Here is a 22645-nt window from a genome sequence, read left to right on the forward strand (position 1 = left end):
CGACCGTCCACTCCGGAACAGACTTCCGGGCAACTGGCGCGCCGGCACCGCCGGAAGCTCGCCCTCGGCACAGCTCGCGTGCCGGTGTTCCGGAGGCTGGCTCCAGCGGCTGCATGGCGCGAGCACACGACCACCAAAAGGTGCTAGTTCTCTCCGTCTCAACCGCGCGGCTCGGATAGGCTCGTCGGTATGTCGTCCCCGAACACGGGATGTATCACCGGAATCCTCCACAAAGCGAGCGCTTACACTCGACAGACGACGGGCGGACTCACCGGCCGGCGCGGGACTAGAGGAGGATCGCCGGATGACCACGCTCTCGGCCGACCTGTGGCCCGACGTGCAGCCTGAGACCGCGCGACGGCTGATGCTCGCCGGGGTGGAGTCGTTCGCCGAGCGCGGCTACCACGCCACCACCACGCGGGACATCGCCGGCGCGGCGGGGATGAGCCCGGCCGCGCTGTATGTGCACTTCCCGTCCAAAGCCGCGCTGCTTTTCGCGATCAGCCGCAACGGGCACGAGCAGACGCTCGCCCTCGTCGAGGACGTGATCGGGCGCGTCACCGGGCCGGTGGAGCGGATGCGGCTGCTCGTCGAGGATTTCGTCGCCTGGCACGCGCGGCGGCACACGGTCGCGCGGGTCGTGCAGTACGAGCTGAATGCGTTGCCGGAGAAGGAATACCAGGTCGTCGCGCAGCTTCGGCGGAAGATCGAGCAGCGCGTGCGCGAGGTGATCGCCGACGGGGTCGAGTCCGGCGCGTTCACCGTCGGCGACGTCGGGATCGCGGCGCGCGCGGTGCTGTCGCTGGGCGTCGACGTCGCGCGCTGGTACAGCGAACGGACCCGCCAGACCCCCACTGAACTCGGCAAGGAGTACGGCGAACTCGTCCTCCGCATGCTCGGCGCGGGCTAGAGCGCCAGCACCAGCTTGCCCCGCGCCTGCCGCGACTGGCTCAGTTCGAGCGCGGCCCGCCAGTCGTCCAGCGGGAAAATCCGGGAAACCGGGATCGAAAACCGGCCCTCCGCCGCTAGCGACGCGAACTCGCCGAGGACGTCGTAGCGCGGCTGAGCGCCCGAGCTGACAATGGTCTGGACCCCGGGCTGGTCCGAGCTGAGGTCGAGCGTCAGCACGTGTCCGGGTTCCTTGACCGTGCGCACAAGTTCGGCCACCTTGCCGCTGAACGGCGCCGCGTCCAGCACCCGATCGACCGGCCCCCCGGCCAGCGCCGTCACGCGTTCGGCGATTCCGTCCTGGTAGCCGGTGACTTCCGCGCCGGCCGAACGGAGCGCGGCGGCGTGCGTTTCGCCCGCGGTGACGATCACGCGTGCCCCGCGCAGGAGCGCGATCTGCGCCGCGGCGAACCCGGTGGTGGTGCCCGCACCGTGTACAAGCAAGGTGCCGGAGCCGAGTGCGTCGAGCGCCGCGTAAGCCGTTCCGACCGCCATCGGCAATGCCGCCGCGTGGACCGCGTCGAGCCCGTCCGGCCGCAGGAACCACGTGTCGAGCAGCGCCTGTTCAGACGCGCCCGCGGTGGGGCCGGTGAACGGCGCGATGCCGAAAACCGGGTCGCCGACCTCGACGCCGGTCACGCCTTCGCCGAGAGCGTCGACCGTGCCGGACACCTCCAGGCCGATCCCGCGCGGCAGGTCACCGGCGAAGAGGCCCTCGCACAACGCCCAGTCCGCCGGGTTCAGGCCGCACGCCTGGACCGCGACGCGGATCCGCCCCGGCCCGGGTTCGGGGGCCGCGGCGTCCTCGACCCGCAGGACCTGGGCCGCAGGACCGTGTTCAGAGAAACGAAGGGTGCGCATCCGGCTGTCTCCTCGTGAGTGATGACAGAAGCTGTCGTCACTGACGCTACCAGAGTGATGACAGCATCTGCTGTCGCTACACTGGCCCCATGGCGCGATGGGAGGGCAACACCCGGAACCGGCTCGAGCAAGCCGCACTGGAGTTGTTCGAGGAACAAGGCTACGACCGCACGACGGTCGCGCAGATCGCCCAGCGCGCGAACCTCACCGAACGGTCGTTCTACCGCTGGTTCGCGGACAAACGGGAAGTGCTGTTCGGCGGCAGCCAGGAACTGGAAACCGAATTCGTCACCGCGATCGACGCCGTCCCGCCCGGAACGCCCGCGCTGCCGACCCTGCTGGCCGCCTTCGCCACCGCGCCGCGGGTATTCCGTCCGCGCGAATTCCTGCTGCGCCGAGCGACGGTGATCGCCGCCAATCCCCCACTGCGCGAACGGGAACTGATCAAACTCGTCACCATTTCCGAAACCCTCACCAGCGCACTGAAAGACCGCGGCATCGATCCCCAAACCGCCCGCCTGGCCACCGACCTCGGACTCTCCGTCCTGCGACTCGCCACCGAACGCTGGATGACCGAGAAACACCGCGACAGCAACGGCTTCCCCGAAGCCCTGTCAACCGCCGCCGCGGACTTGCTCGCCGTCGCCACCGGCGGAAGTCCTACCTGACGTCGCCCATTCCTGCTGCGCCGAGCGACCGTGATCGCCGCCAATCCCCCACTGCGAGAACGAGAACTGATCAAACTCGTCACCATTTCCGAAACCCTCACCAGCGCACTGAAAGACCGCGGCATCGATCCCCAAACCGCCCGCCTGGCCACCGACCTCGGACTCTCCGTCCTACGACTCGCCACCGAACGCTGGATGACCGAGAAACACCGCGACAGCAACGGCTTCCCCGAAGCTCTGTCAACCGCCGCCGCGGATTTGCTCGCCGTCGCCACCGGCGGAAGTCCGGCCTGACGTCGCCCGCGCGAATCGTTCCGCGATATTCGCCATGCGGTCCAGCAATTCCGGCGGCCCGTCCTCCACCACGAAGTCGAATTCCCACTGCGCCAGGTAAAACGGAATGGATTCGAAGGTTTTCGCGCCGGTGCGGATCCGGCAGGTTTCGTCGTCGATCGGCTCGATCACCGCCGTCGTCGGGGAAATCCACGCCGTCAGCACTTCCGCCGGAGCCGACACGCGCAGCGTCACGATGTGCGGATACGGCGCGGTCGCGATCCGGCTCGACACGTAAGCAGCGAGGTCCTCGGCCGGTGGTTCCCTTGGCGTGAAACGGAAGCTAGGCACCGGGAGACCGTCGATGCGGTCCAGCCGGAAGGTGCGCCAGTCGTCTCGGCGGAGGTCCCACGCGACGAGGTACCAGCGCCATCCGGCGTGCACGAGCCGCAACGGTTCCACGTCGCGTTCGGTCACCTCGCCCGCGTGGGTGCCGTAGGTGAACCGCAGGCGCTCGTTGTCCCGGCACGCCGCCGCGACCACGGTCAGCAGCTCCGCGTCGATCGTCGGCCCGCCGCCGGGGATCCGGACCATCGCCGAATCCATCGCCCGCACCCGGTGCCGCAGCCGCGCGGGCAGCACCTGTTCGAGCTTCGCCAGCGCCCGCACGGACGTCTCCTCGATGCCCGCCACCGTGCCGTTCGCCGCCGTGCGCAGGCCGACCGCCACCGCGACCGCCTCGTCGTCGTCCAGCAGCAACGGCGGCAGCGCCGCACCGGAACCCAGCCGGTACCCGCCCGCGACCCCCGGCGTCGCGTGCACCGGATAGCCGAGCTGCCGCAGCCGTTCGACGTCGCGGCGGATCGTCCGCACGTCGACCCCCAGCCGGCCCGCGAGGTCCGGACCAGGCCATTCGCGACGCGCCTGCAGCAGCGAGAGCAGGCGCAACAGGCGTTCGGAGGTTCCGTACATACCGAGCACTCTGCCACGCTTCGCGGACAGCTTCGGTCCTCGATCGCCAGGGCGTCGCGGCGGCATGCGAAAGTGACGCATGCTCGACGACCTGCTCGCTGTCGCCCGCGAAGAGGCGGAAGCCGGAAAAGCCGAGGGCGGCGTGCCGATCGGCGCGGCCCTGTTCGACCGCGACGGGAAGCTGCTCGGCCGCGGCCACAACCGCCGCGTCCAGGACGGCGACCCGTCCCTGCACGCCGAAACCGCCGCCTTCCGCGCCGCCGGGCGCCGCCCGCACTACCGCGACACGATCATGGTCACCACGTTGTCGCCGTGCTGGTATTGCAGCGGCCTAGTCCGGCAGTTCGGCATCCCGCACGTGGTGATCGGCGAATCGCGCACTTTCACCGGCGGCCACGGCTGGCTCGCCGGCCACGGCGTCCGCGTCGACCTCCTCGACGACCCCGCCTGCGTCGCCCTGATGACGGAATTCATCGAACGGGAACCGGCGCTCTGGTTCGAGGACATCGGCGAGCCGACGTGACTCACGCCAGCGGCGAAAACTCCAGCGGCACCGCGATGATCGAGTCCGCGTCGAGAATCTCCTCCGGCGCGCCCGGCGGCGGCCACATCCCCTTCGCGTAGAGGTCGCGGCGGATCGCGAGCCGTTCGTCCAGGCTCGCGAACGGCCAGATCTGGATGATCCGGTCCGGGCCGTCGAGCGCGTACATCACGACGGTCAGCGGATCGACCAGATGCCGCGCGGGCAACGCTTCGCGCCAGCCGTCGATCGTCGCGGTCAGCCCGCCCGGCCGGAGGTGGTAGTCGCGGATCTCGTACACCGAGCCGTACTTGCCCGGCCGCACCGGCGGCACGAACGGGAACGGCGCGAAACTCTGCAGCGACAGGTCGGTCAGGCAGCCGCCGCCGAACGGTGCGCGGCTGTGCCGAGCGCGCAAGCGTTCCTCGTCCAGCGCTTGCTGATTCTCGAACCCGCGCAGCACGACCAGCCTGCCGAGCGGACCGTTTTCCGTCTGCCAGCAGCCGAGCAGTTCGCCGTGCCCCTCGACCCACGGCAGCACGCCCTCGACGGCTTTCGGCCCGTCGAGCAGCTGGAACGACAGAATCGCCAGCTCGTACCGGACAGCCTGCTGCTCCGGGGCGACGTCGGCACCGCTGATCCGGACCGGTTCGGTCATGACGCTCCCACTTCGCTCGCTCGCCCTTCCAGCCTGACACAGCCCCGCGACCGCGCTCGCTGAGCGGACTCGGCTGCCCTCCCGGCCACGCACCGCTTCCCGATCGTCCCGCTGACCGGCGCCCCGGAACCTCCCGGCGACCTCGGCGCCCTCGGTGAGGTTTTTTCCCACCCTGGTCCATGTCTTGACACTTCTCAATGGTCTAGTCCATTGTGACTGCGCACACACTCCCCCGAGTGCCTGCGGGGCGCCGCCGCCACGTCCGGCTTCGCCAGGTGCTCCGATGACGCGTGCCGCGAGGTGCGCGTTCCCCCGTTGGAGGACCCATGAAATCCTTGCGCCGCACCAGTTCCCGCCGGAAACTCGCCGGACGTCTCGGCGTGCTGGCGCTCGCCGCGGGCGCCGCTCTGTCCACCGCGACCGGCACCGCCTCAGCCGCGGGAGACCCGGTCCTCGCGGCCCCGTACCTGTACCAGTGGGGCGGCCAAAGCGATCCGTCCGCCGCGATGGACGCGACCGGCGTCAGCGCGTTCACCCTCGCGTTCATGCTTTCCGGCGGCGGCTGCACCCCCGCCTGGGACGGCAACCGCCCTCTCGACGGGACCGACGCCGCGATGATCCAGAAGATCCGCTCCGCGGGCGGCGACGTGATCCCGTCGTTCGGCGGCTGGCAGGGCAACAAACTGGGCCCGAACTGCGGGTCGCCTGAGGAGTTGGCCGGCGCGTACCAGAAGGTGATCGACGCCTACGACCTCAAGGCGATCGACCTCGACATCGAGAACACCGACGAGTTCGAGAACGCGGCGGTGCAGGACCGCATCCTCGGCGCGGTCAAGATCGTCAAGGAGAAGAACCCGAACGTGCGCGTCGTGATCACCATGGGCACCACGCCGCAGGGCCCGAACGACTGGGGCAAGCGCCTGGTCTCGCAGGCGAAGGCACTGGGCGCGGACGTCGACGTGTGGTCGCTCATGCCGTTCGACTTCTCCGACGGCGGCGACATGGTCGCGATGACGAAATCCGCTGTCGACGGCCTGGTCGGCGAACTGAAGTCGACGTTCGGCTGGGACGACGCCACCGCCTACCACCGCGCCGGACTGTCGTCGATGAATGGCAAGACCGACCGCGCGGGCGAGGTCGTGTCGGTCGCGGACTTCACCGCGATCCGCGACTGGGCCGCCGAACACCACCTGGGCCGCGTCACGTTCTGGGCGACAAACCGCGACTGCGGCGGCTGCAGCGGGATCGACCAGGAGAACTACGCGTTCACGAAGGTCGTGGCCGGGTACAACGGCTGACCGGGGGCCAGGCTGGGTTGAGCCAGGCGAGGTGGGTCAGGTTGGCGACAGCTCTGCCGACCTGGCCCAAGCCGCGCAACGGTTCGACCGGCCCGGATCAAACCGGCGGCGGCTCAGCTGAGCGAACCGGGCACCGTTCGAGCGAAGACTCGCGGGTCACCCCGGTGGACTGAACCACCTGGCGCACGCCTGGATCGCGGCCGCCGGGTCTGGCGACGGGGACCTTCCCGCCCGGGAGGTCCCCGTTCTGCCGTCCGTCACACACCGTGTGCGGATACTGCCGAACGAGTGAAGATCAGGCGGCGGCGGTGACCGACAGCGCGGCCGCGCCAGCCTCGGTCAGTTCGGCGGGGACCCAGCCCGCGGCGGTGACCCCGATACCCGGACGGACGTAGCCGCCCTTGGCGAGTGCGTGTGCGGTCATCTGGTCGCAGCAAGCGAAACCGTCGACGAACAGGTCGGGCTCGCAGCTGGTGGACATCTCCGCGCGCTGCTGCGCGACCGCTTTGAGCATGGCCATCGCGCGATGGGTCAGCTCGACGGTCACCCCTTCTGCACCGGACACCGGGATCGCCTTCTTCCTCGTGGGCTACTTACTCAACGTTATCGCCGATTGGGCCGAATGTGTTAACAGCCACACTGTAGCGGTTCGGGAATGTGACGATGCCTAGACCTGTTCGGTTCCCGCCAGGCGAGACTCGAGCGTCCGCGCCCACTCGCGCACGATCTGCTCGCGGCGGCGGGTGTCGTCGGTGAGGAGGTTGGCGAGGCCGAGCCCGCGCCCGAGGTCGAGAGTGGCCTGGACCAGTTCGCGAACGCCCGGTTGAGCCTCGTCGACCCCGAGCAGTTCGACCGCGACCCGGTGCGCCTCCCGCCCGACACGCGCCTCCAGCGGCACCAGCACGTCGCGCAGCTGGTCGTCCGTCGACGCGACGGCCCACAGCTGCAGCGCGGCGCGGAACATCGGCCCGGTGTAGAGGGTCAGCAGCATCTCGACGACCCACTCGATCCGCGACGAGCCGCCCGGCGACCCGGCCGCGCGCGTGCGCAGTTCGTCCAGCTGGGCCTCGCCGAGCAACTCGACCGCCGCGGCGACCAGCGATTCCCGCGTCGGGAAGTGGTGCTGCGCGGCACCCCGGGAAACCCCGGCCCGCTCCGCGATGACCGCGACGGTCACCCCGTGCCAGCCACGCTCCCCGATGCAGTCCATCGCGGCTTCGATCAGCCGCCGCCGGGTGGTGCGACTGCGTTCTTGTTGCGGTTCGCGGAGCATCAGCGCTCACCCGCCCGAGCCAGTACGCATCCGGACCTCGAACCAGACACGCGCCGAGCGGTGCAGCTGCGTTCCTGTTGCGGTTCGCGAAGCATCAGCCCTCACCCGCCCGAACCAGTCCGCACCCAGACCTCAGACCAGACACGCTCCGAGCGGTGCGACTGCGATCCTGCTGCAGCTCGCGAAGCATCAGCCCCAGCCCGCTCCGGCAGAAGTCCGTGATGGGAGCCCTGCGGGACTCTGATCCCTTCCCGGACTTCCGCCCAGGCACGCACCGGGGACCCGGCCGCACTCCACGGCCGGGCCTCCGATCGCCGACGCACCTCATGACTTCACCCTTGCTCAGTACGACTTCGGCAGCCCGAGGCTGTGCTGACCCACGAAATTCAGCACCATCTCGCGGCTCACCGGCGCGATCCGGCCCAGGCGCACGGCCGTTACCAGGGTTCCCAGGCCGTATTCGGTCGCCAGCCCGTTTCCGCCGTGGGTCTGCACTGCCTGGTCGACCGCGCGGATCGCGACCTCCGCCGCCGCGTATTTCGCCATGTTCGCGGACTCCCCGGAGGCGAAATCGTCGCCCGCGTCGTACAGCGAGGCGGCCTTCTGCGTCATCAGTTTCGCCAGCTCAAGCTCGATTTTCACCTGCGCGAGCGGATGCGCGAGCCCCTGGTGCGACCCGATCGGCGCGCCCCACACCTGCCGTTCGTTGGCGTAGCCGACCGCCTTGTCCAGGGCGTACCTCGCGGTGCCCAGCGAGAACGACGCGCCCATGATGCGTTCCGGGTTCAGGCCCGCGAACAGTTGCGCGATCGCCGCGTCCTCCTCGCCCACCAGGGCTTCCGCGGGCAGCCGCACGTCGTCCAGGAACAGCGAGAACTGGCTTTCCGGCGCGACGATGTCCATGTCGATTTTCGTGAACTCGAACCCGGGCGCGTCGGTCGGCACCACGAACAGCGCGGGCTTCAGGCGACCGGTCTTCGCGTCCTCGGTGCGGCCCACGACGAGCACCGCGTCCGCCTCGTCGACGCCCGAGATGAACACCTTGCGCCCGGACAGCACCCAGTCGCCGCCGTCGCGACGGGCGGTCGTCGTGATCTTGTGCGAGTTGGAGCCGGCGTCCGGTTCGGTGATCGCGAAGACGATTTTCTTGCTGCCGTCCGACATTCCGGGCAGCCACTGCTTCTTCTGGTCCGGCGTGCCGAAGCGCGACAGCACCGTCCCGACGATCGCCGGCGACACCACCATCAGCAGCAGCGGCGAGCCGGCGGCCGCGAATTCCTCCAGCACCGCGGCGAGATCCGCGATCCCGGCTCCCCCGCCGCCGTATTCCTCCGGCAGGTTCACGCCCAGGTAGCCGAGCCGTCCGGCTTCGTTCCACAGCTCGTCGGTCTTCTCGCCCGCGCGGGCCTTTTTCGCGTAATAGTCGTGCCCGTACTTGCCCGCCAGATCGGCCGCGGCCTTCCGCAGCGCCACCCGCTCTTCGGGCTCGACGAAGTTCATCGCGTTCATTCGGTCTCTCCCACCACAGCCAGCACCGCGCCTACCTCGACCTGTTGCCCGACCTCGACCGGCAGTTCGGCGACCACGCCGTCCGCCGGGGCCGAGATCCGGTGTTCCATCTTCATCGCTTCCAGCCACAGCAACGGATCGCCCGCCCGCACACTGTCCCCTGCGGACACTGCGAGCCGCACGACCGTGCCCGGCATCGGCGCGAGCAGTGAACCCGCGGCCAAAGCCGAATCAGGATCGGCGAACCGCGGCTCGGCGGTCAATGTCACCGACCCCAATGGCGAATCCACATAGGACACCGCGCCGTGCCGGGCGACGGCGAAGGTCCGGCGCACTCCGGCGATGTCGAGGACCACCTGGTCCGGCGTCGCGGCGACCAAGGCGACGTCGTCGTAACCCTCGGCACGCAGGCCGTCGCGGGTCAGCGAGTAGACGACCTCGTAACGGTTGTCTCCCTTGGCGAAGACCTTGCGCTGACCACCGGAACGGACGTTGCGCCAACCGCTGGGCAGCCGTCCCAGAGTGGTCGCGGAGGCCCGGTTTCCCGCAGCATCGGCCAGTGCGGCGGCCAGCGCGGACCAGCGTTCGGTGTCCACAGTGGCCAGTGGCGCGGCCAAAGTGTCCAGTCCGTGCCGGTCGAAGAACGCGGTATCCGTTTCTCCGGCAAGGAAAGCTTCGTGGCGCAGGATCCGGACCAGCAGGTCGCGGTTGGTTACCACGCCGTGGATCTTCGCACCAGCCAAGGCACCGGCGAGCCGACGCGCGGCTTCCGCCCGCGTGGGAGCCCACGTGATGACCTTCGCCAGCATCGGGTCGTAATGGACGCCGATCACCGAACCGGATTCGACCCCGGAGTCCAGCCGCAGTCCGGCACCGTGGATGAATTCGCGGTCCACTCCGGACACTTCGAAGGTGTGCAGCGTCCCGCTCTGCGGCTGCCATCCGGCCGACGGGTCTTCGGCATACAGCCGGACTTCGATCGAATGCCCATTAGCAGCAGGCGGTTCGGCGGGCAACCGACCGCCTTCGGCCACCGAAAGCTGCAACGCCACCAGATCCAGTCCGGTGACGTTCTCCGTCACCGGATGCTCGACCTGCAGCCGCGTGTTCATCTCCAGGAAGTAAAACCGACCGTCCGGGCCAGCGAGGAATTCGACCGTTCCCGCACCGACGTAGTCGATCGCCTGCGCGGCCTTGCGTGCCGCGTCGAACAACTCCGCCCGCATGGCATCGTCCACAAAGGGCGATGGCGCTTCTTCGACCACCTTCTGGTGCCGCCGCTGGATGGAGCACTCCCGCTCCCCCACCGCCCAGACGGTGCCGTGCAAGTCGGCGAGCACCTGGACCTCGATGTGCCGTCCGGTTTCGAGGTACCGCTCGCAGAACACCGTCGGGTCGCCGAACGCCGATCCCGCTTCCGCGCGAGCACTCTCGACGGCCTCAGCCAGCTCGTCCAGCGAGCGGACCACACGCATGCCGCGACCACCGCCGCCAGCGGAAGCCTTGACCAGCAACGGAAGATCGGCATCGGTTACCGAGGACGGGTCCAATTCGGACAGCACCGGGACCCCGGCGGCAGCCATCAGCCGCTTGGACTCCACTTTGGAACCCATCGTTTCGATCGCCGCGGGCGGCGGGCCGACCCAGGTCAGCCCGGCGTCGAGCACTGCCCGGGCGAAACCGGCGTTCTCGGACAGGAAGCCGTATCCGGGGTGGATCGCGTCGGCACCGGCGTCCGCCGCGGCTTTGACGATCAGTTCGCCGCGCAGATAGGTCTCGCCCGGTGCGTTGCCCGGCAGCCGGACGGCGACGTCGGCTTCCCGCGCGTGCGGCGCGTCGGCGTCCGCGTCGGAGAACACCACGACGGTGCCGATTCCGGCGTCCCGGCAGCTGCGGAACACGCGGCGGGCGATTTCGCCCCGGTTGGCGACCAGCAGATTCTGGATCATGGCCCTCACATCCGGAAGACGCCGAAGCCGCCTTCGACGCCCTTCACTGGTCCGTTGTGGATCGCCGACAGGCTCAGCCCGAGCACCGTGCGGGTGTCGCGCGGGTCGATGATGCCGTCGTCGTAAAGCATGCCGGAGAGGAACATCGGCATCGATTCCGCCTCGATCTGGTTTTCCACCATGGCGCGCATCGCGGCGTCGTTCTCCTCGCTGTACTCCTGTCCCCGGCTCGCCGCCGCGGCGCGGGCCACAATGGACAGCACACCGGCCAGCTGCGCCGGTCCCATCACCGCCGATTTCGCGCTCGGCCAGGCAAACAGGAACCGCGGATCGTAGGCCCGGCCGCACATCCCGTAATGCCCGGCGCCGTAGGACGCTCCCATGAGGACGGACAGGTGCGGCACCTTCGAGTTCGACACCGCGTTGATCATCAGCGCACCGTGCTTGATGATGCCGCTCTGCTCGTATTCCTTGCCGACCATGTAGCCGGTCGTGTTGTGCAGGAACACCAGCGGCGTGTCGATCTGGTTGGCCAGCTGGATGAACTGCGCGGCCTTCTGCGATTCCTCGCCGAACAGCACGCCCTGGGCGTTGGCCAGGATTCCCACCGGATACCCGTGGATGCTCGCCCAGCCGGTGACCAGGCTCGGCCCGTACAGCGGCTTGAACTCGTCGAAGTCCGAACCGTCCACGACGCGCGCGATCACCTCGCGCGGGTCGAACGGGATCTTCAGGTCGGTCGGCACGATGCCGAGCAGGTCTTCGGCGTCGAACAGCGGTTCGGCGTAGTCCGGTTTGGGCGTCGGGCCCTGTTTGGTCCAGTTGAGCCGCTTGATGATGCTGCGGCCGAGCCGGATCGCGTCCTCCTCGTCGACCGCGAGGTAATCGGCGAGCCCCGACGTCCGCGCGTGCATTTCCGCGCCGCCGAGGGATTCGTCGTCGGATTCCTCCCCGGTCGCCATCTTGACCAGCGGCGGTCCGCCGAGGAACACCTTCGCGCGTTCCTTCACCATCACGACGTAGTCGGACATGCCGGGCAGATACGCGCCGCCCGCGGTGGAGTTGCCGAACACCAGCGCGACGGTCGGCACCTTCGCCGCCGAGGACCGCGTCAAATCACGGAAGACACGGCCGCCCGGGATGAAGATTTCCTTCTGCGTCGGAAGATCCGCGCCGCCGGATTCGACCAGGTTGATCACCGGAAGCCGGTTCTGCGCCGCGATGTCCGCCGCCCGGAACGACTTCTTCGTCGTCCACGGGTTGCTCGCGCCGCCCTTGACCGTCGGGTCGCTCGCCGAGATCAGGCATTCGACGCCTTCCACGACGCCGATCCCGGTGATCACGCTCGCGCCGACCTTGTAGTCCGAACCCCACGCGGCCAGCGGCGACAGCTCCAGGAACGGCGAGTCCTCGTCCAGCAGCAATTCGATCCGCTCGCGCGCCAGCAGCTTCCCGCGCTTGCGGTGCCGTTCGACGTACTTTTCCCCGCCGCCGGCGACCGCTTTCGCCTGTTCGGCGTCGATCTCCGCGAGCTTCTCCAGCATCGCCTCGCGGTTCGCGGCGAACTCGTCGGCGCGGGTGTCCACTGTGGACCTGATAGTGGTCATGCGGTGTATCCCAATCGCTTCGCGGCCAGTCCGGTGAGGATTTCGGTGGTGCCGCCGCCGATGCCGAGAATGCGGACGTCGCGGTAGTGCCGTTCCACTTCGGACTCGCGCATGTAGCCGAGCCCGCCGTGCAATTGCACCGCCTCGTTCACGACCCATTCGGCGGTCTGCACCGCGGTGTTCTTCGCGAAGCACGCCTCGGCGATCACTTCTTCGCCGGACACGTGCCGGAGCGCGACCTGCCGGGCGTACGTCCGCGCGACGTCGACCTTGCAGGCCATCTCGGTGAGCTTGTGCTGCACCAGCTGCCGCGAGATCAGCGGACGCCCGAACGTCTCGCGCATCCGGCACCAGTCCAGCGTCAAATCCAGTGCCCGCTGCGCGTGCGCATATGCCTGCACCGCCAGCGAAAGCCGTTCGGTGACGAACTGCGTGGCCACCTGAGCGAAGCCGCTGTTCTCCGCGCCGACCAAGTTCTCCGCCGGGACTCGGACGTCCACATAAGACAGTTCCGCGGTGTCCGACGCCGCCCAGCCCATCTTCTCCAGCTTGCGCGACACCGTGAAGCCTGGCGTCCCGCGCTCGACCACGATCAGCGAAAGCCCGTGCGCGCCCGCTTCACCGGTTCGGACCACAGTGGTCACAAAGTCCGCGCGACAGCCGGAAGTGATGAACGTTTTCGCCCCGTTGATCACGTACTCGTCGCCCTCGCGCACCGCAGTGGTGCGGATCCCGGCGACGTCGGACCCGCCGTCCGGTTCGGTGACCGCCAGCGAGCCGATCTTCTCGCCTTCGAGCGTCGGCCGCACCCAGCGTTCGATCTGCACCGGGTCGCCGGCCTCGACGATGTGCGGCACCGCGATCCCGCAGGTGAACAGCGACGCGAACAGCCCGCCGGACCCGCCCGCGTAGTGCATTTCCTCGGCGACCACGAGCGCGTCGAGGTAATTGCCGTCGCCCCCGCCCGCGGATTCGGGGAACGCGACCCCGAGCAGGCCCAGCTGCCCGGCCTTGCGATGCAGGTCGCGCGGCAGTTCCCCGGCCCGCTCCCAGTCGTCCAGGTGCGGCAGCACGTCCTTCTCCACGAACCGGCGCACCGTCGCGCGCAGTTCGGTGCGTTCCGGCGTGCGGAACGGATCCACGGTCACAGCAGCGCCTCCGGGACGTCGAGTTCGCGCGCCCGCAGCCATTCGCCGAGCGCCTTCGCCTGGGGATCGAACCTGGCCTGCGAAGCGACGCCGTCGCCGAGGATGCCCTCGACCACGAAGTTCATCGCCCACAGGTTCGGCAGCAGATGCCGGGTGACCGGCAGTCCTTCGGTTTCCGGCAGCAGACGGCGGAATTCCCCGACCGTCAGCCGGTGCACGAGCCAGCGCCACGCCTCCTCGGACCGCACCCACACGCCGAGGTTCGCGTTGCCGCCCTTGTCGCCGCTGCGCGCGCCCGCGACGAGTCCGAGCGGAACTCGGCGCACCTTGTTCGCCTGAAACGGTTCCGGCAGCGCCGGTTCGTCCACTTCAGACAGTTCAAGCGTCTCGGCAGCGGGCGCGATGTCCACCTTGGACCCGTCCGGCAGGACCGCGACATGCGGAACCGCGGCAGCGTCCACAAAGGCCGCCGAATACACCCCGAACGGTGAAGCATCCGAGGGCGGTGCGGTCACGTGGAATCCCGGGTAGCTCGCGAGCGCCAGTTCGATCGCCGCTCCGCTGAACGCACGTCCGGCGACCTTCGGATCATTGTCCTTCACCGCGACGTGCAGCAGCGCGCTGGCACGTTCCTCGGTGTCGGCGTCCGCGTGATCGGTGCGCGCGAGCGTCCACCGGACGTCGGCTGGCGGACGCTTTGCCAGCGCGCCTTCCAGCTGTTCCCGTACCAGCGCGGCCTTTTCTTCGATGTCCAGTCCAGTAAGGACGAACGTCGTCTCGTTCCGGAAGCCGCCGAGCCGGTTGAGACACACCTTCAACGTCGGCGGCGGCGCTTCCCCGCGGACCCCGCTGATCCGCACGCGGTCCGGTCCGTCGTCCGACAGCGACAACGTGTCGAACCGCGCCGTCACATCAGGATTCGCGTACCGCGCACCGGTGATTTCGTACAGCAGCTGCGCCGTCACAGTCCCTTTATTGACCACGCCGCCCGTACCCGGATGCTTCGTGATCACGCTGGAGCCGTCCGCGTGGATCTCCGCCAGAGGGAACCCTGGCAGGCCGATCGGCTGTTCCCGGAAGAACGAGTAGTTCCCGCCGGTCGCCTGCGCGCCGCACTCGATGACGTGTCCCGCCGCGACCGCTCCGGCGAGCGCGTCGTAGTCGTCGCGGGCCCAGCCGAAGTGCGCCGCCGCCGGTCCGACGATCACCGACGCGTCCGTAACGCGCCCGGTCACCACGATGTCGGCCCCAGCCTTGAGACACTCCGCGATGCCCCAAGCGCCGAGGTAAGCGTTGGCAGTCAACGGTTTCTCGAAGCCGAACTCGTCCGCTCGCGCGATCAGGTCGTCGCCTTCGACGTGCGCGACGCGGACCTCGAGACCGAGCTTCTCGGCCAGTTCGCGCAACGCGTCGGCCAGCCCCGCCGGGTTGAGCCCGCCCGCGTTCGCGACGATCCGGACGCCCTTCTCCTTCGCCAGGCCGAGGTTTTCCTCCATCTGCCGGAGGAACGTCTTGGCGTAGCCGCGCGCCGGGTCCTTCATCCGGTCGCGGCCGAGGATGAGCATGGTCAGCTCGGCGAGGTAATCGCCGGTCAGGACGTCGAGCGGGCCGCCGGTCAGCATTTCCCGCACGGCGGAGAACCGGTCGCCGTAAAACCCGGACGCGTTCCCGACGCGCAACGGCGCGCTCACGCGAACTGCCCCGGCTTGCGCCCCGCCCCGGGCGGCCCGGCGAACGCCTGCGCGATGCCCAGCCATTCCTCGACGTCCGCGCCCGTCGCGACCAGATCAGTGTCCGCCGGATGCCGCCGCTGCGTCGCGACCAGGCAGAAGTCGAGCGCGCTGCCGGTCAGCCGCTGCTCCGCGTCCTCCGGCCCGAACGCCCACGTGCTGCCGTCCGGCGCGGTCAGCTCGACCCGGAATTCCTCCGCCGGCGGCGCGAGCGAGTGGAGTTTGTACGCGAAATCGCGCGTGCGCGTGCCGAACCGGGCGATGTGCCACAGCCGTTCGGTGGGTTCGCGGGTGACGCCGAGCGCGTCGGCGATGTCCTGGCCGTGCGCCCAGGTCTCCATCATCCGCGCGGTCGCCATGGAAGCCGCGCTCATCGGCGGGCCGTACCACGGCAGCTTCTGCCCGTCCGGCACCGCGGCGAGCGCCTCGGCGAGGGCGGCCCGTCCCGCGCGCCACTGCGCCAGCAGCTCGTCCGGCGGCAGCTGAGCCCCGTCCTCGGCACCCTGGTCGACGTAGTTCTCGCCGATGCTCAACAGGTTTTCGACCTCGGACTGCCAGTCCTCCGGCCTGCTCGCGGAGATCAGCGATTTGCCGTCGGTCCACGCCAGATGCGCCACCTGATGCGCGATGCTCCAGCCGGGCGCGGGCGTCGGCCGCGCCCATTCCCCGGCGGGCAACCCGGCGACCAGGTCGTCGACCGCCTGCGATTCGGCCGCGAGATCCCGGAGAATCCCCGCGAGATCAGCCATTCCTGCGCCTCCCTGCGTCCGCCGCACCACCTCGTGCGGACCCAGCGTGGACCCTGGCCCCGGAAAAATCAAGCGCGCATGATTGTTTTGCTCCGGACGTGCCGTGAAGGACTCCTTGAGGGAATCTGGTTCCTTCAAGGAGTCCTCCACGGACCTCGGTCAGCCGTGCGAAGTGTCGATCACGCAGAACCGATTGCCTTCCGGATCGGCCAGCACCACGAAGTCCGGATCCTCCGGATAGAGCGGCCAGTCCACCCGCCGCGCCCCCAGCTCCACCAGCCGGGAGACCTCCGCCCGCTGATCCGCCGCGTCCCCCGCGTACAGGTCCAGATGCACCCGCGGCACCTCCTGCACCGGCACCGAACTCCGCTGGAACGCCACCCTCGGCCCGGCGTCGTCCGCGGACTGCAGCACCACGAAATCCGCCGCGTCGTCCCGCCGCACGTACCCCAGCGCCGCGCTCCAGAACGCGACCGCGCGTTCCATGTCCTCGACTCCCAGCACCACCGTGCCCACCTTCAGCATGATCCGAGCATGCCCGGGCCGCGGCCGCCCAACCGTTATTGACGCAATGAAAACAAGGTCCTACCGTCCTCCCATGGACTCCTACGCGGAGATCGCCTACGAGGTCGCCGCCAAGGTCGCGACCGTCCTGCTCGACCGGCCCGAAGCCCGCAACGGCTACACGATCCGGATGGCCGACGAACTCGCCGACGCCCTCGACCGCGCCGACCGGGACGAGGACGTTCGCGCGGTCGTGCTCAGCACCACCGGCAAGGACTTCTCCGTCGGGGCCGACCTCTCCTCCGGCGGCTTCGACTTCGGCGACCGCCCGCCGGACGACTGGCAGGAACCGGCCGGCCGCGTGTCGAAGCGGATCTTCACGATGAACAAACCGGTGCTCGCCGCGTTGCGCGGGGCGTCCGTGGGCGCGGGCATCACCATCACGCTGTCCTGCGACTACCGGTTCGCCTCCACCGACTCCAAGTTCGGCTTCGTCTTCACCCGCCGCGGCATCTATCCCGAAGGCGCGTCCGCGTGGTTCCTCCCGCGCCTCGTCGGGATGGGCGCGGCCGTCGACTGGATGATCAGCGGACGGCTCTTCGGACCCGACGAAGCGCTCCGGACCGGACTCGTCCACCAGATCCACGACCCCGGGGACGTCCTCGCCCAAGCCCAAGCCAAGGCGAGGGAGATCGCCGAAACGACCGCGCCGGTCGCGGTAGCGGTCACCCGGCAGCTGCTCTACCGGATGGCCTCGGCCCCGTCTCCGTTCGACGTCCATCAGGTGGACTCGAAGCTCATCTCCCAGCTGGGCTCGAACCCCGACGCCGTCGAAGGCATCGCCTCGTTCTTTCAGAAACGCCCGCCGGAGTTCCCCTTGCGCGTGGACCGCGATCTGCCGCCTTACCTGCCATGGATCACCGAATGACCGAGTACCCGCCCGAACCGTGGCACCTCGCCGCCGACGCGTGCATCTCGATGTGGCGGGTCCCCGTCGAGGAACTGCCCGCCTTTCCCGCCGGCGCCGAACCGTTGCTCCTGGGCAAGCAGGCCGCCGTCTTCACCGCCTGGATCGACTACCTGCCGTCCGGCCAGCTGAGCTACCACGAACTCCTCTCCTGCGTCGCCGTGCGCGGCCGCGGGCTCGCCGCGTCGATCACCGACATCTGGGTCGACAGCGAGGTCTCGCGCGCGGGCGGGCGCGAGTTGTGGGGCATCCCGAAGGACCTCGCGTCCTTCGCCTTCACCGGCGGACGCACCTTCACCGCGGCGACCTCCGACGACTGGATCGCCACCGCCGCCTTCACCCCGCGCCTCGGGCTCCCGATCACGCTCCCGGTACGCTTCGAGATCGCTCAGGACCGCGGCGGCAGCCCGTTGCGTACCCCGGTCGAGTGGCGTTCGAAGCCCCGCGCGGCGGCCGCCGACTGGTCGGTCAACCCGGCCGGGCCGCTGGCGTATCTCGCCGGGAAACGGCCCGTGGCCAGTGCCGCACTGGGCGCCACGAGGCTCCGTTTCGGATCTTGCCCTCGGTGATCGGATAACCCGCCAGGGTGAGACCGACACGCCATACCTTGGGGCCCGTGCGAGCCCCCACCCCAACATGTAGTCTCTGGGAACCGGCAGCCCCCAGCGACGGGGAGACCGCTTGAAGAGGGCGGCCGGGCTGTTTCGCCGAAACCGCAGCGCATGGCCTTGACCGGCCGTGTGCCGCTCGAACGCGCCCATTTCGAGGAACTGTTGGAGACACGCATGTCAGTGGAAACCGGTCAGCGGCCGCCGTCGGCGGCGGAGGGGGCCCCGAGCGCGGTCCGCGTCATCCGGCGGGACGGAAGCGTCTCGCCCTTCGACGCGGGCAAGATCTCGGTGGCGCTGACCAAGGCCTTCCTCGCGGTCGAGGGCGGCGACGCCGCCGCGTCCTCCCGCGTGCACCACGTGGTCGCGGAGCTGACCGGGCAGGTCGAGGCGGCGCTGCTGCGCCACACCGGCCCGGAGACCGCGCTGCACATCGAGCAGATCCAGGACCAGGTCGAACTCGCCCTGATGCGCGGCGGGCACCACAAGGTCGCCCGCGCCTACGTGCTGTACCGCGACGAGCGCACGAAGGCCCGCGAGGCCGCCGCGCCGGCGTCCGCCGAGGTCGCGCTGAGCGTCAAGGGCGCCGACGGGACGCTGCGCCCGCTCGACTGGGCGCGTGTTTCGCACGTCGTCGGCGAGGCCGTCGCCGGGCTCGAGGACGTCTCCGCCGAGCCGGTGCTGGCCGAGGCCAAGCGCAACCTCTACGACGGCATCACCGCCGACGAACTGGCGCTCGCGCAGATCATGGCCGCGCGCGTGCTCGTCGAGCAGGAGCCGAACTACTCGTTCGTGTCCGCCCGCCTGCTGCTGGACAAGCTGCGCGGCGAGGCGCTGAGCTACCTCGCGCAGAAGCCGCGCCAGGCCAGCCAGGACGAAATGGCGAGCGAATACCCGGCGTACTTCCGCGCCTACCTGCGCCGCGCGGTCGAACTGGAACTGGTCGACGGCGAGCTGCTGCGCTTCGACCTGGACAAGATCACCGCCGCCATCCACGCCGAGCGCGACCTCGACTTCGGCTTCCTCGGCCTGCAGACCCTGTACGACCGGTACTTCCAGCACCACAACGGCGTGCGGTTCGAGCTGCCGCAGGCGTTCTTCATGCGCGTCGCGATGGGCCTGGCGATCCGCGAGGACGACCGCGAAGCCCGCGCGATCGAGTTCTACGAGCTGCTGTCGACGTTCCACTTCATGGCGTCCACCCCGACGCTGTTCAACAGCGGCACCAACCGCGCCCAGCTGTCGTCCTGCTTCCTGACCACGGTGGACGACGACCTGGACTCGATTTTCCAGGCGTACAAGAACAACGCGCTGCTGGCGAAGTACTCGGGCGGCCTCGGCAACGACTGGACCCCGGTCCGCGGCCTCGGCGCGCACATCAAGGGCACCAACGGCCAGTCCCAGGGCGTCGTGCCGTTCCTGAAGATCGCCAACGACACCGCGGTCGCGGTCAACCAGGGCGGCAAGCGCAAGGGCGCGGCGTGCGCGTACCTGGAGACCTGGCACGTCGACATCGAGGAATTCCTCGACCTGCGCAAGAACACCGGCGACGACCGGCGGCGCACGCACGACATGAACACCGCCAACTGGGTCCCGGACGAGTTCCTGCGCCGCGTCGAGGCGAACGCCGAGTGGACGCTGTTCTCCCCGAACGAGACGCCGGACCTGCACGACCTCTACGGCAACGCGTTCGCGCAGCGCTACCGCGAGTACGAGGCGGCCGCCGCGCGCGGCGAGATCAAGGTGTTCCGCAAGGTCCGCGCGGTCGAGCTGTGGCGGCGGATGCTGACCATGCTGTTCGAGACCGGCCACCCGTGGATCACCTTCAAGGACCCGTGCAACCTGCGTTCGCCGCAGCAGCACGTCGGCGTCGTGCACTCGTCCAACCTGTGCACCGAGATCACGCTGAACACGAACACCGAAGAGGTCGCGGTCTGCAACCTCGGCTCGGTGAACCTGCTCAAGCACGTCACTCCGTCCGGTTTGGACACTGAGCGGCTCGAGAAGACCGTGCGCACCGCGGTCCGCATGCTCGACAACGTGATCGACATCAACTTCTACACGATCCCGGAGGCGCGGCGTTCCAACCTGCGCCACCGTCCGGTCGGCCTGGGCATCATGGGCTTCCAGGACGCGCTGTTCGAGCTGGGCGTGCCGTTCGCGTCCGCCGACGCGGTGAAGTTCGCCGACGTGTCGATGGAGCACCTCTCCTACTACGCGATCTCGGCCTCGACCGACCTCGCCGAGGAGCGCGGCCAGTACCAGACCTTCGAGGGTTCCTTGTGGAGCAAAGGAATCCTGCCGATCGACTCGATGCAGCTGCTCATCGACGCCCGCCAGGGCGACGGCCTCGACGTCGACACCTCCACGACGCTGGACTGGGCCCCGCTGCGCGAGCGCGTCAAGACCGTCGGCATGCGCAACTCGAACGTCATGGCGATCGCGCCGACCGCGACGATCTCCAACATCTCCGGCGTCGGCCAGTCGATCGAGCCGCTGTTCCAGAACCTGTACGTCAAGTCGAACATGTCCGGCGACTTCACCGTCGTCAACCCGCACCTGGTCAAGAGCCTCAAGGCGCGCGGCCTGTGGGACGAGGTCATGGTCAGCGACCTGAAGTACTTCGACGGCAGCCTCGGCCAGATCGACCGCGTTCCGGACGACCTCAAGGCGCTGTACGCGACCGCCTTCGAGATCGAGTCGAAGTGGATCGTGGACGCCGGTTCGGTGCGGCAGAAGTGGATCGACCAGGCGCAGTCGCTGAACCTGTACATCGCGGCGCCGAGCGGCCGCAAGCTCGACGAGCTGTACCGCTACGCCTGGCACAAGGGCCTCAAGACCACGTACTACCTGCGGGCGCAGTCCGCGACGCACGTGGAGAAGAGCACCCTGCGCGGCACCGACGGCAAGCTGAACGCCGTCTCCGCCACCCCCGCCCCGGCCGCTCCGGCTGCCGCCGCTCCGGCCGCCGCGCCTTCCCCGGCACCGTCGCCGTCGCCGTCAGCCGCGGTTCCGGCCGCTTCTCCCGCACCGTCGCCGTCGCCCGCCGCGGCCGTCCCGGCGGAGCCGAAGGAGATGCCGAAGACCGACGTCGACTTCGTCGCCACCGAGGGCGCTGCCTGCCGGATCGACGACCCCGACTGCGAAGCCTGCCAGTAAGGAATTCCTGAACCATGACGAACGTGGAAACGACGGACGCGACCGGCCTCGGCGAGATCGAGGTCGGCGCGGCCCGGATCAACGTCGACGACAAGCGCATGATCAACGCGCGCGCCGACGTCAACCAGCTGCTGCCAATGAAGTACCGGTGGGCGTGGGACAAGTACCTGGCGGCGTGCAACAACCACTGGATGCCGACCGAGGTCGCGATGCAGGCCGACATCGCGCTGTGGAAGTCGCCGGACGGCCTCACCGAGGACGAGCGGCAGATGCTCAAGCGCAACCTCGGCTTCTTCGCCACGGCGGAGTCGTTGGTGGCCAACAACATCGTGCTCGCGGTGTACCGCCAGATCACGAACCCGGAGTGCCGCCAGTACCTGCTGCGCCAGGCGTTCGAGGAGGCCGTGCACACGCACACCTTCCAGTACATCTGCGAAAGCCTCGGCCTGGTCGAGGGCGAGCTGTTCAACATGTACCGCGAGGTCCCGTCCATTTCGGACAAGGACGCGTGGGCGCTGAAGTACACGCAGAACCTGGAGAACCCGGACTTCGAGACCGGCACGCCGGAGGCCGACCAGGCGTTCCTGCGCGACCTCGTGGCGTTCTACGTGATCTTCGAAGGCATGTGGTTCTACACCGGTTTCGCGCAGATCCTGTCGCTGGGCCGGCGGAACAAGATGGTCGGCATCGCCGAGCAGTACCAGTACATCCTGCGCGACGAGTCGATCCACCTGAACTTCGGCATCGACTGCATCAACCAGATCAAGATCGAGAACCCGCACCTGTGGACCGAGGAGTTCCAGGCCGAGGTGCGCGGAATGCTGCAGGACGCGTGCGAGCTCGAGGTGAAGTACGCCCGAGACACCATGCCGCGCGGCATGCTCGGCCTGTCGGCTGACCTGTGCGAGCAGTACATGCACTTCATCACCGACCGGCGCGCCCAGCAGATCGGCCTGTCCCCGATCTACGGCGAGAACGAAAACCCGTTCCCGTGGATGTCCGAGGCGATGGACCTGAAGAAGGAAAAGAACTTCTTCGAAACCCGCGTCATCGAATACCAGTCCGGCGGCGCGCTCGACTGGGACTGATCCCGGTTCCGGCACAACGCTGAACACTCGGCCCCGTCCTGGTTCGCCAGGGCGGGGCCGAGTCGCGTTTCGGCGAGCCGGTCTGTTTCGCCAGCACTGCGTGGTCCGGGACCGCGTTGAATCCCGCCATCCGGGAGCCGCGTCCGGCTTGTGCCG

21 protein-coding genes are annotated in these 22645 nt (G+C 69.0%); 9 read left to right on the forward strand and 12 right to left on the reverse strand.

The window, feature by feature from the left end:
* Positions 1-304 precede the first annotated feature (304 nt).
* Positions 305-910 carry a TetR/AcrR family transcriptional regulator gene (locus DMP23_RS02950; protein ID WP_037814765.1) on the forward strand — a complete coding sequence of 202 codons (606 nt, stop codon included), beginning with the start codon at positions 305-307 and terminating at the stop codon, positions 908-910.
* Here the strand turns inward: DMP23_RS02950 and DMP23_RS02955 are convergent.
* Entirely contained in the window at positions 907-1809 is a 903-nt protein-coding gene (locus DMP23_RS02955) for an NADP-dependent oxidoreductase (RefSeq protein WP_337820096.1), read from the reverse strand. The genes DMP23_RS02950 and DMP23_RS02955 overlap by 4 nt on opposite strands.
* An 89-nt stretch (positions 1810-1898) precedes the next feature.
* On the opposite strand from DMP23_RS02955, the gene DMP23_RS02960 reads away from it, so the two are divergent.
* Positions 1899-2477: a TetR/AcrR family transcriptional regulator gene (locus DMP23_RS02960; RefSeq protein ID WP_134663593.1), complete on the forward strand. Its 579-nt coding sequence runs from the start codon at positions 1899-1901 to the stop codon at positions 2475-2477.
* Positions 2478-2507: 30 nt separating this feature from the next.
* Positions 2508-2771: a hypothetical protein gene (locus tag DMP23_RS02965; protein WP_337820097.1), complete on the forward strand. Its 264-nt coding sequence runs from the start codon at positions 2508-2510 to the stop codon at positions 2769-2771.
* Here the strand turns inward: DMP23_RS02965 and DMP23_RS02970 are convergent.
* The gene (locus tag DMP23_RS02970; protein ID WP_337820098.1) at positions 2718-3722 is read right to left on the reverse strand and encodes a helix-turn-helix transcriptional regulator; all 1005 of its coding nucleotides are present in this window, start codon (positions 3720-3722) and stop codon (positions 2718-2720) included. The two genes, DMP23_RS02965 and DMP23_RS02970, sit on opposite strands and share 54 nt — an antisense overlap.
* A 79-nt stretch (positions 3723-3801) precedes the next feature.
* Between DMP23_RS02970 and DMP23_RS02975 the strand changes: the two genes are divergently transcribed.
* Complete coding sequence (locus DMP23_RS02975; protein ID WP_337820099.1) at positions 3802-4245, forward strand: nucleoside deaminase; 444 nt, start codon at positions 3802-3804, stop codon at positions 4243-4245.
* A 1-nt stretch (position 4246) separates the two neighbouring features.
* Here the strand turns inward: DMP23_RS02975 and DMP23_RS02980 are convergent, their stop codons facing one another.
* Positions 4247-4900: an NIPSNAP family protein gene (locus DMP23_RS02980; RefSeq protein WP_337820100.1), complete on the reverse strand. Its 654-nt coding sequence runs from the start codon at positions 4898-4900 to the stop codon at positions 4247-4249.
* A 326-nt stretch (positions 4901-5226) separates the two neighbouring features.
* Here DMP23_RS02980 and DMP23_RS02985 point away from each other — a divergent pair, with 326 nt between their 5' ends.
* Positions 5227-6198 carry a chitinase gene (locus DMP23_RS02985; protein ID WP_051729071.1) on the forward strand — a complete coding sequence of 324 codons (972 nt, stop codon included), beginning with the start codon at positions 5227-5229 and terminating at the stop codon, positions 6196-6198.
* A gap of 295 nt (positions 6199-6493) precedes the next feature.
* Here DMP23_RS02985 and DMP23_RS02990 read toward each other — a convergent pair whose 3' ends face one another.
* From DMP23_RS02990 to DMP23_RS03030, 9 genes are all read right to left on the reverse strand, one after another.
* Entirely contained in the window at positions 6494-6763 is a 270-nt protein-coding gene (locus tag DMP23_RS02990) for a hypothetical protein (RefSeq protein ID WP_337820101.1), read from the reverse strand.
* Positions 6764-6865: 102 nt separating this feature from the next.
* On the reverse strand, positions 6866-7471 hold the full coding sequence (locus DMP23_RS02995) for a TetR/AcrR family transcriptional regulator (RefSeq protein ID WP_037814758.1): 606 nt from the start codon (positions 7469-7471) through the stop codon (positions 6866-6868).
* A 342-nt stretch (positions 7472-7813) separates the two neighbouring features.
* Positions 7814-8980, reverse strand: coding sequence for an acyl-CoA dehydrogenase family protein (locus DMP23_RS03000; protein WP_337820102.1), 1167 nt, complete (start codon positions 8978-8980; stop codon positions 7814-7816).
* On the reverse strand, positions 8977-10929 hold the full coding sequence (locus DMP23_RS03005) for an acetyl/propionyl/methylcrotonyl-CoA carboxylase subunit alpha (RefSeq protein ID WP_337820103.1): 1953 nt from the start codon (positions 10927-10929) through the stop codon (positions 8977-8979). Before DMP23_RS03005 ends, DMP23_RS03000 begins: the two co-directional genes overlap by 4 nt.
* Before the next feature lie 5 nt (positions 10930-10934).
* Complete coding sequence (locus tag DMP23_RS03010; RefSeq protein ID WP_051729070.1) at positions 10935-12536, reverse strand: acyl-CoA carboxylase subunit beta; 1602 nt, start codon at positions 12534-12536, stop codon at positions 10935-10937.
* Positions 12533-13726: an acyl-CoA dehydrogenase family protein gene (locus tag DMP23_RS03015; RefSeq protein ID WP_443111241.1), complete on the reverse strand. Its 1194-nt coding sequence runs from the start codon at positions 13724-13726 to the stop codon at positions 12533-12535. Before DMP23_RS03015 ends, DMP23_RS03010 begins: the two co-directional genes overlap by 4 nt.
* Entirely contained in the window at positions 13681-15375 is a 1695-nt protein-coding gene (locus DMP23_RS03020; protein WP_337820105.1) for an acyclic terpene utilization AtuA family protein, read from the reverse strand. Before DMP23_RS03020 ends, DMP23_RS03015 begins: the two co-directional genes overlap by 46 nt.
* The gene (locus DMP23_RS03025; protein WP_037814753.1) at positions 15372-16163 is read right to left on the reverse strand and encodes a TIGR03084 family metal-binding protein; all 792 of its coding nucleotides are present in this window, start codon (positions 16161-16163) and stop codon (positions 15372-15374) included. Before DMP23_RS03025 ends, DMP23_RS03020 begins: the two co-directional genes overlap by 4 nt.
* A 159-nt stretch (positions 16164-16322) precedes the next feature.
* The gene (locus DMP23_RS03030) at positions 16323-16688 is read right to left on the reverse strand and encodes a VOC family protein (RefSeq protein ID WP_337820106.1); all 366 of its coding nucleotides are present in this window, start codon (positions 16686-16688) and stop codon (positions 16323-16325) included.
* Positions 16689-16761: 73 nt separating this feature from the next.
* Between DMP23_RS03030 and DMP23_RS03035 the strand changes: the two genes are divergently transcribed.
* The 4 genes from DMP23_RS03035 (at position 16762) to DMP23_RS03050 (ending at position 22489) form a co-directional block, all read left to right on the forward strand.
* The gene (locus DMP23_RS03035) at positions 16762-17595 is read left to right on the forward strand and encodes an enoyl-CoA hydratase-related protein (protein ID WP_337820107.1); all 834 of its coding nucleotides are present in this window, start codon (positions 16762-16764) and stop codon (positions 17593-17595) included.
* A complete protein-coding gene (locus DMP23_RS03040) occupies positions 17592-18203 on the forward strand; it encodes an acetoacetate decarboxylase family protein (RefSeq protein ID WP_337820108.1) in 612 nt (203 codons plus the stop codon). The genes DMP23_RS03035 and DMP23_RS03040 overlap by 4 nt, the downstream gene beginning before the upstream one ends.
* 216 nt (positions 18204-18419) lie before the next feature.
* Positions 18420-21401, forward strand: a complete 2982-nt coding sequence (locus DMP23_RS03045) for a ribonucleoside-diphosphate reductase subunit alpha (RefSeq protein WP_337820109.1) — start codon at positions 18420-18422, stop codon at positions 21399-21401.
* A 14-nt stretch (positions 21402-21415) separates the two neighbouring features.
* Positions 21416-22489 carry a ribonucleotide-diphosphate reductase subunit beta gene (locus tag DMP23_RS03050; RefSeq protein WP_037814745.1) on the forward strand — a complete coding sequence of 358 codons (1074 nt, stop codon included), beginning with the start codon at positions 21416-21418 and terminating at the stop codon, positions 22487-22489.
* The last annotated feature ends 156 nt before the right edge of the window (positions 22490-22645 follow it).

The organism is Amycolatopsis sp. A1MSW2902, assembly GCF_017312175.1.
Taxonomy (GTDB): Bacteria; Actinomycetota; Actinomycetes; order Mycobacteriales; family Pseudonocardiaceae; genus Amycolatopsis; species Amycolatopsis nivea.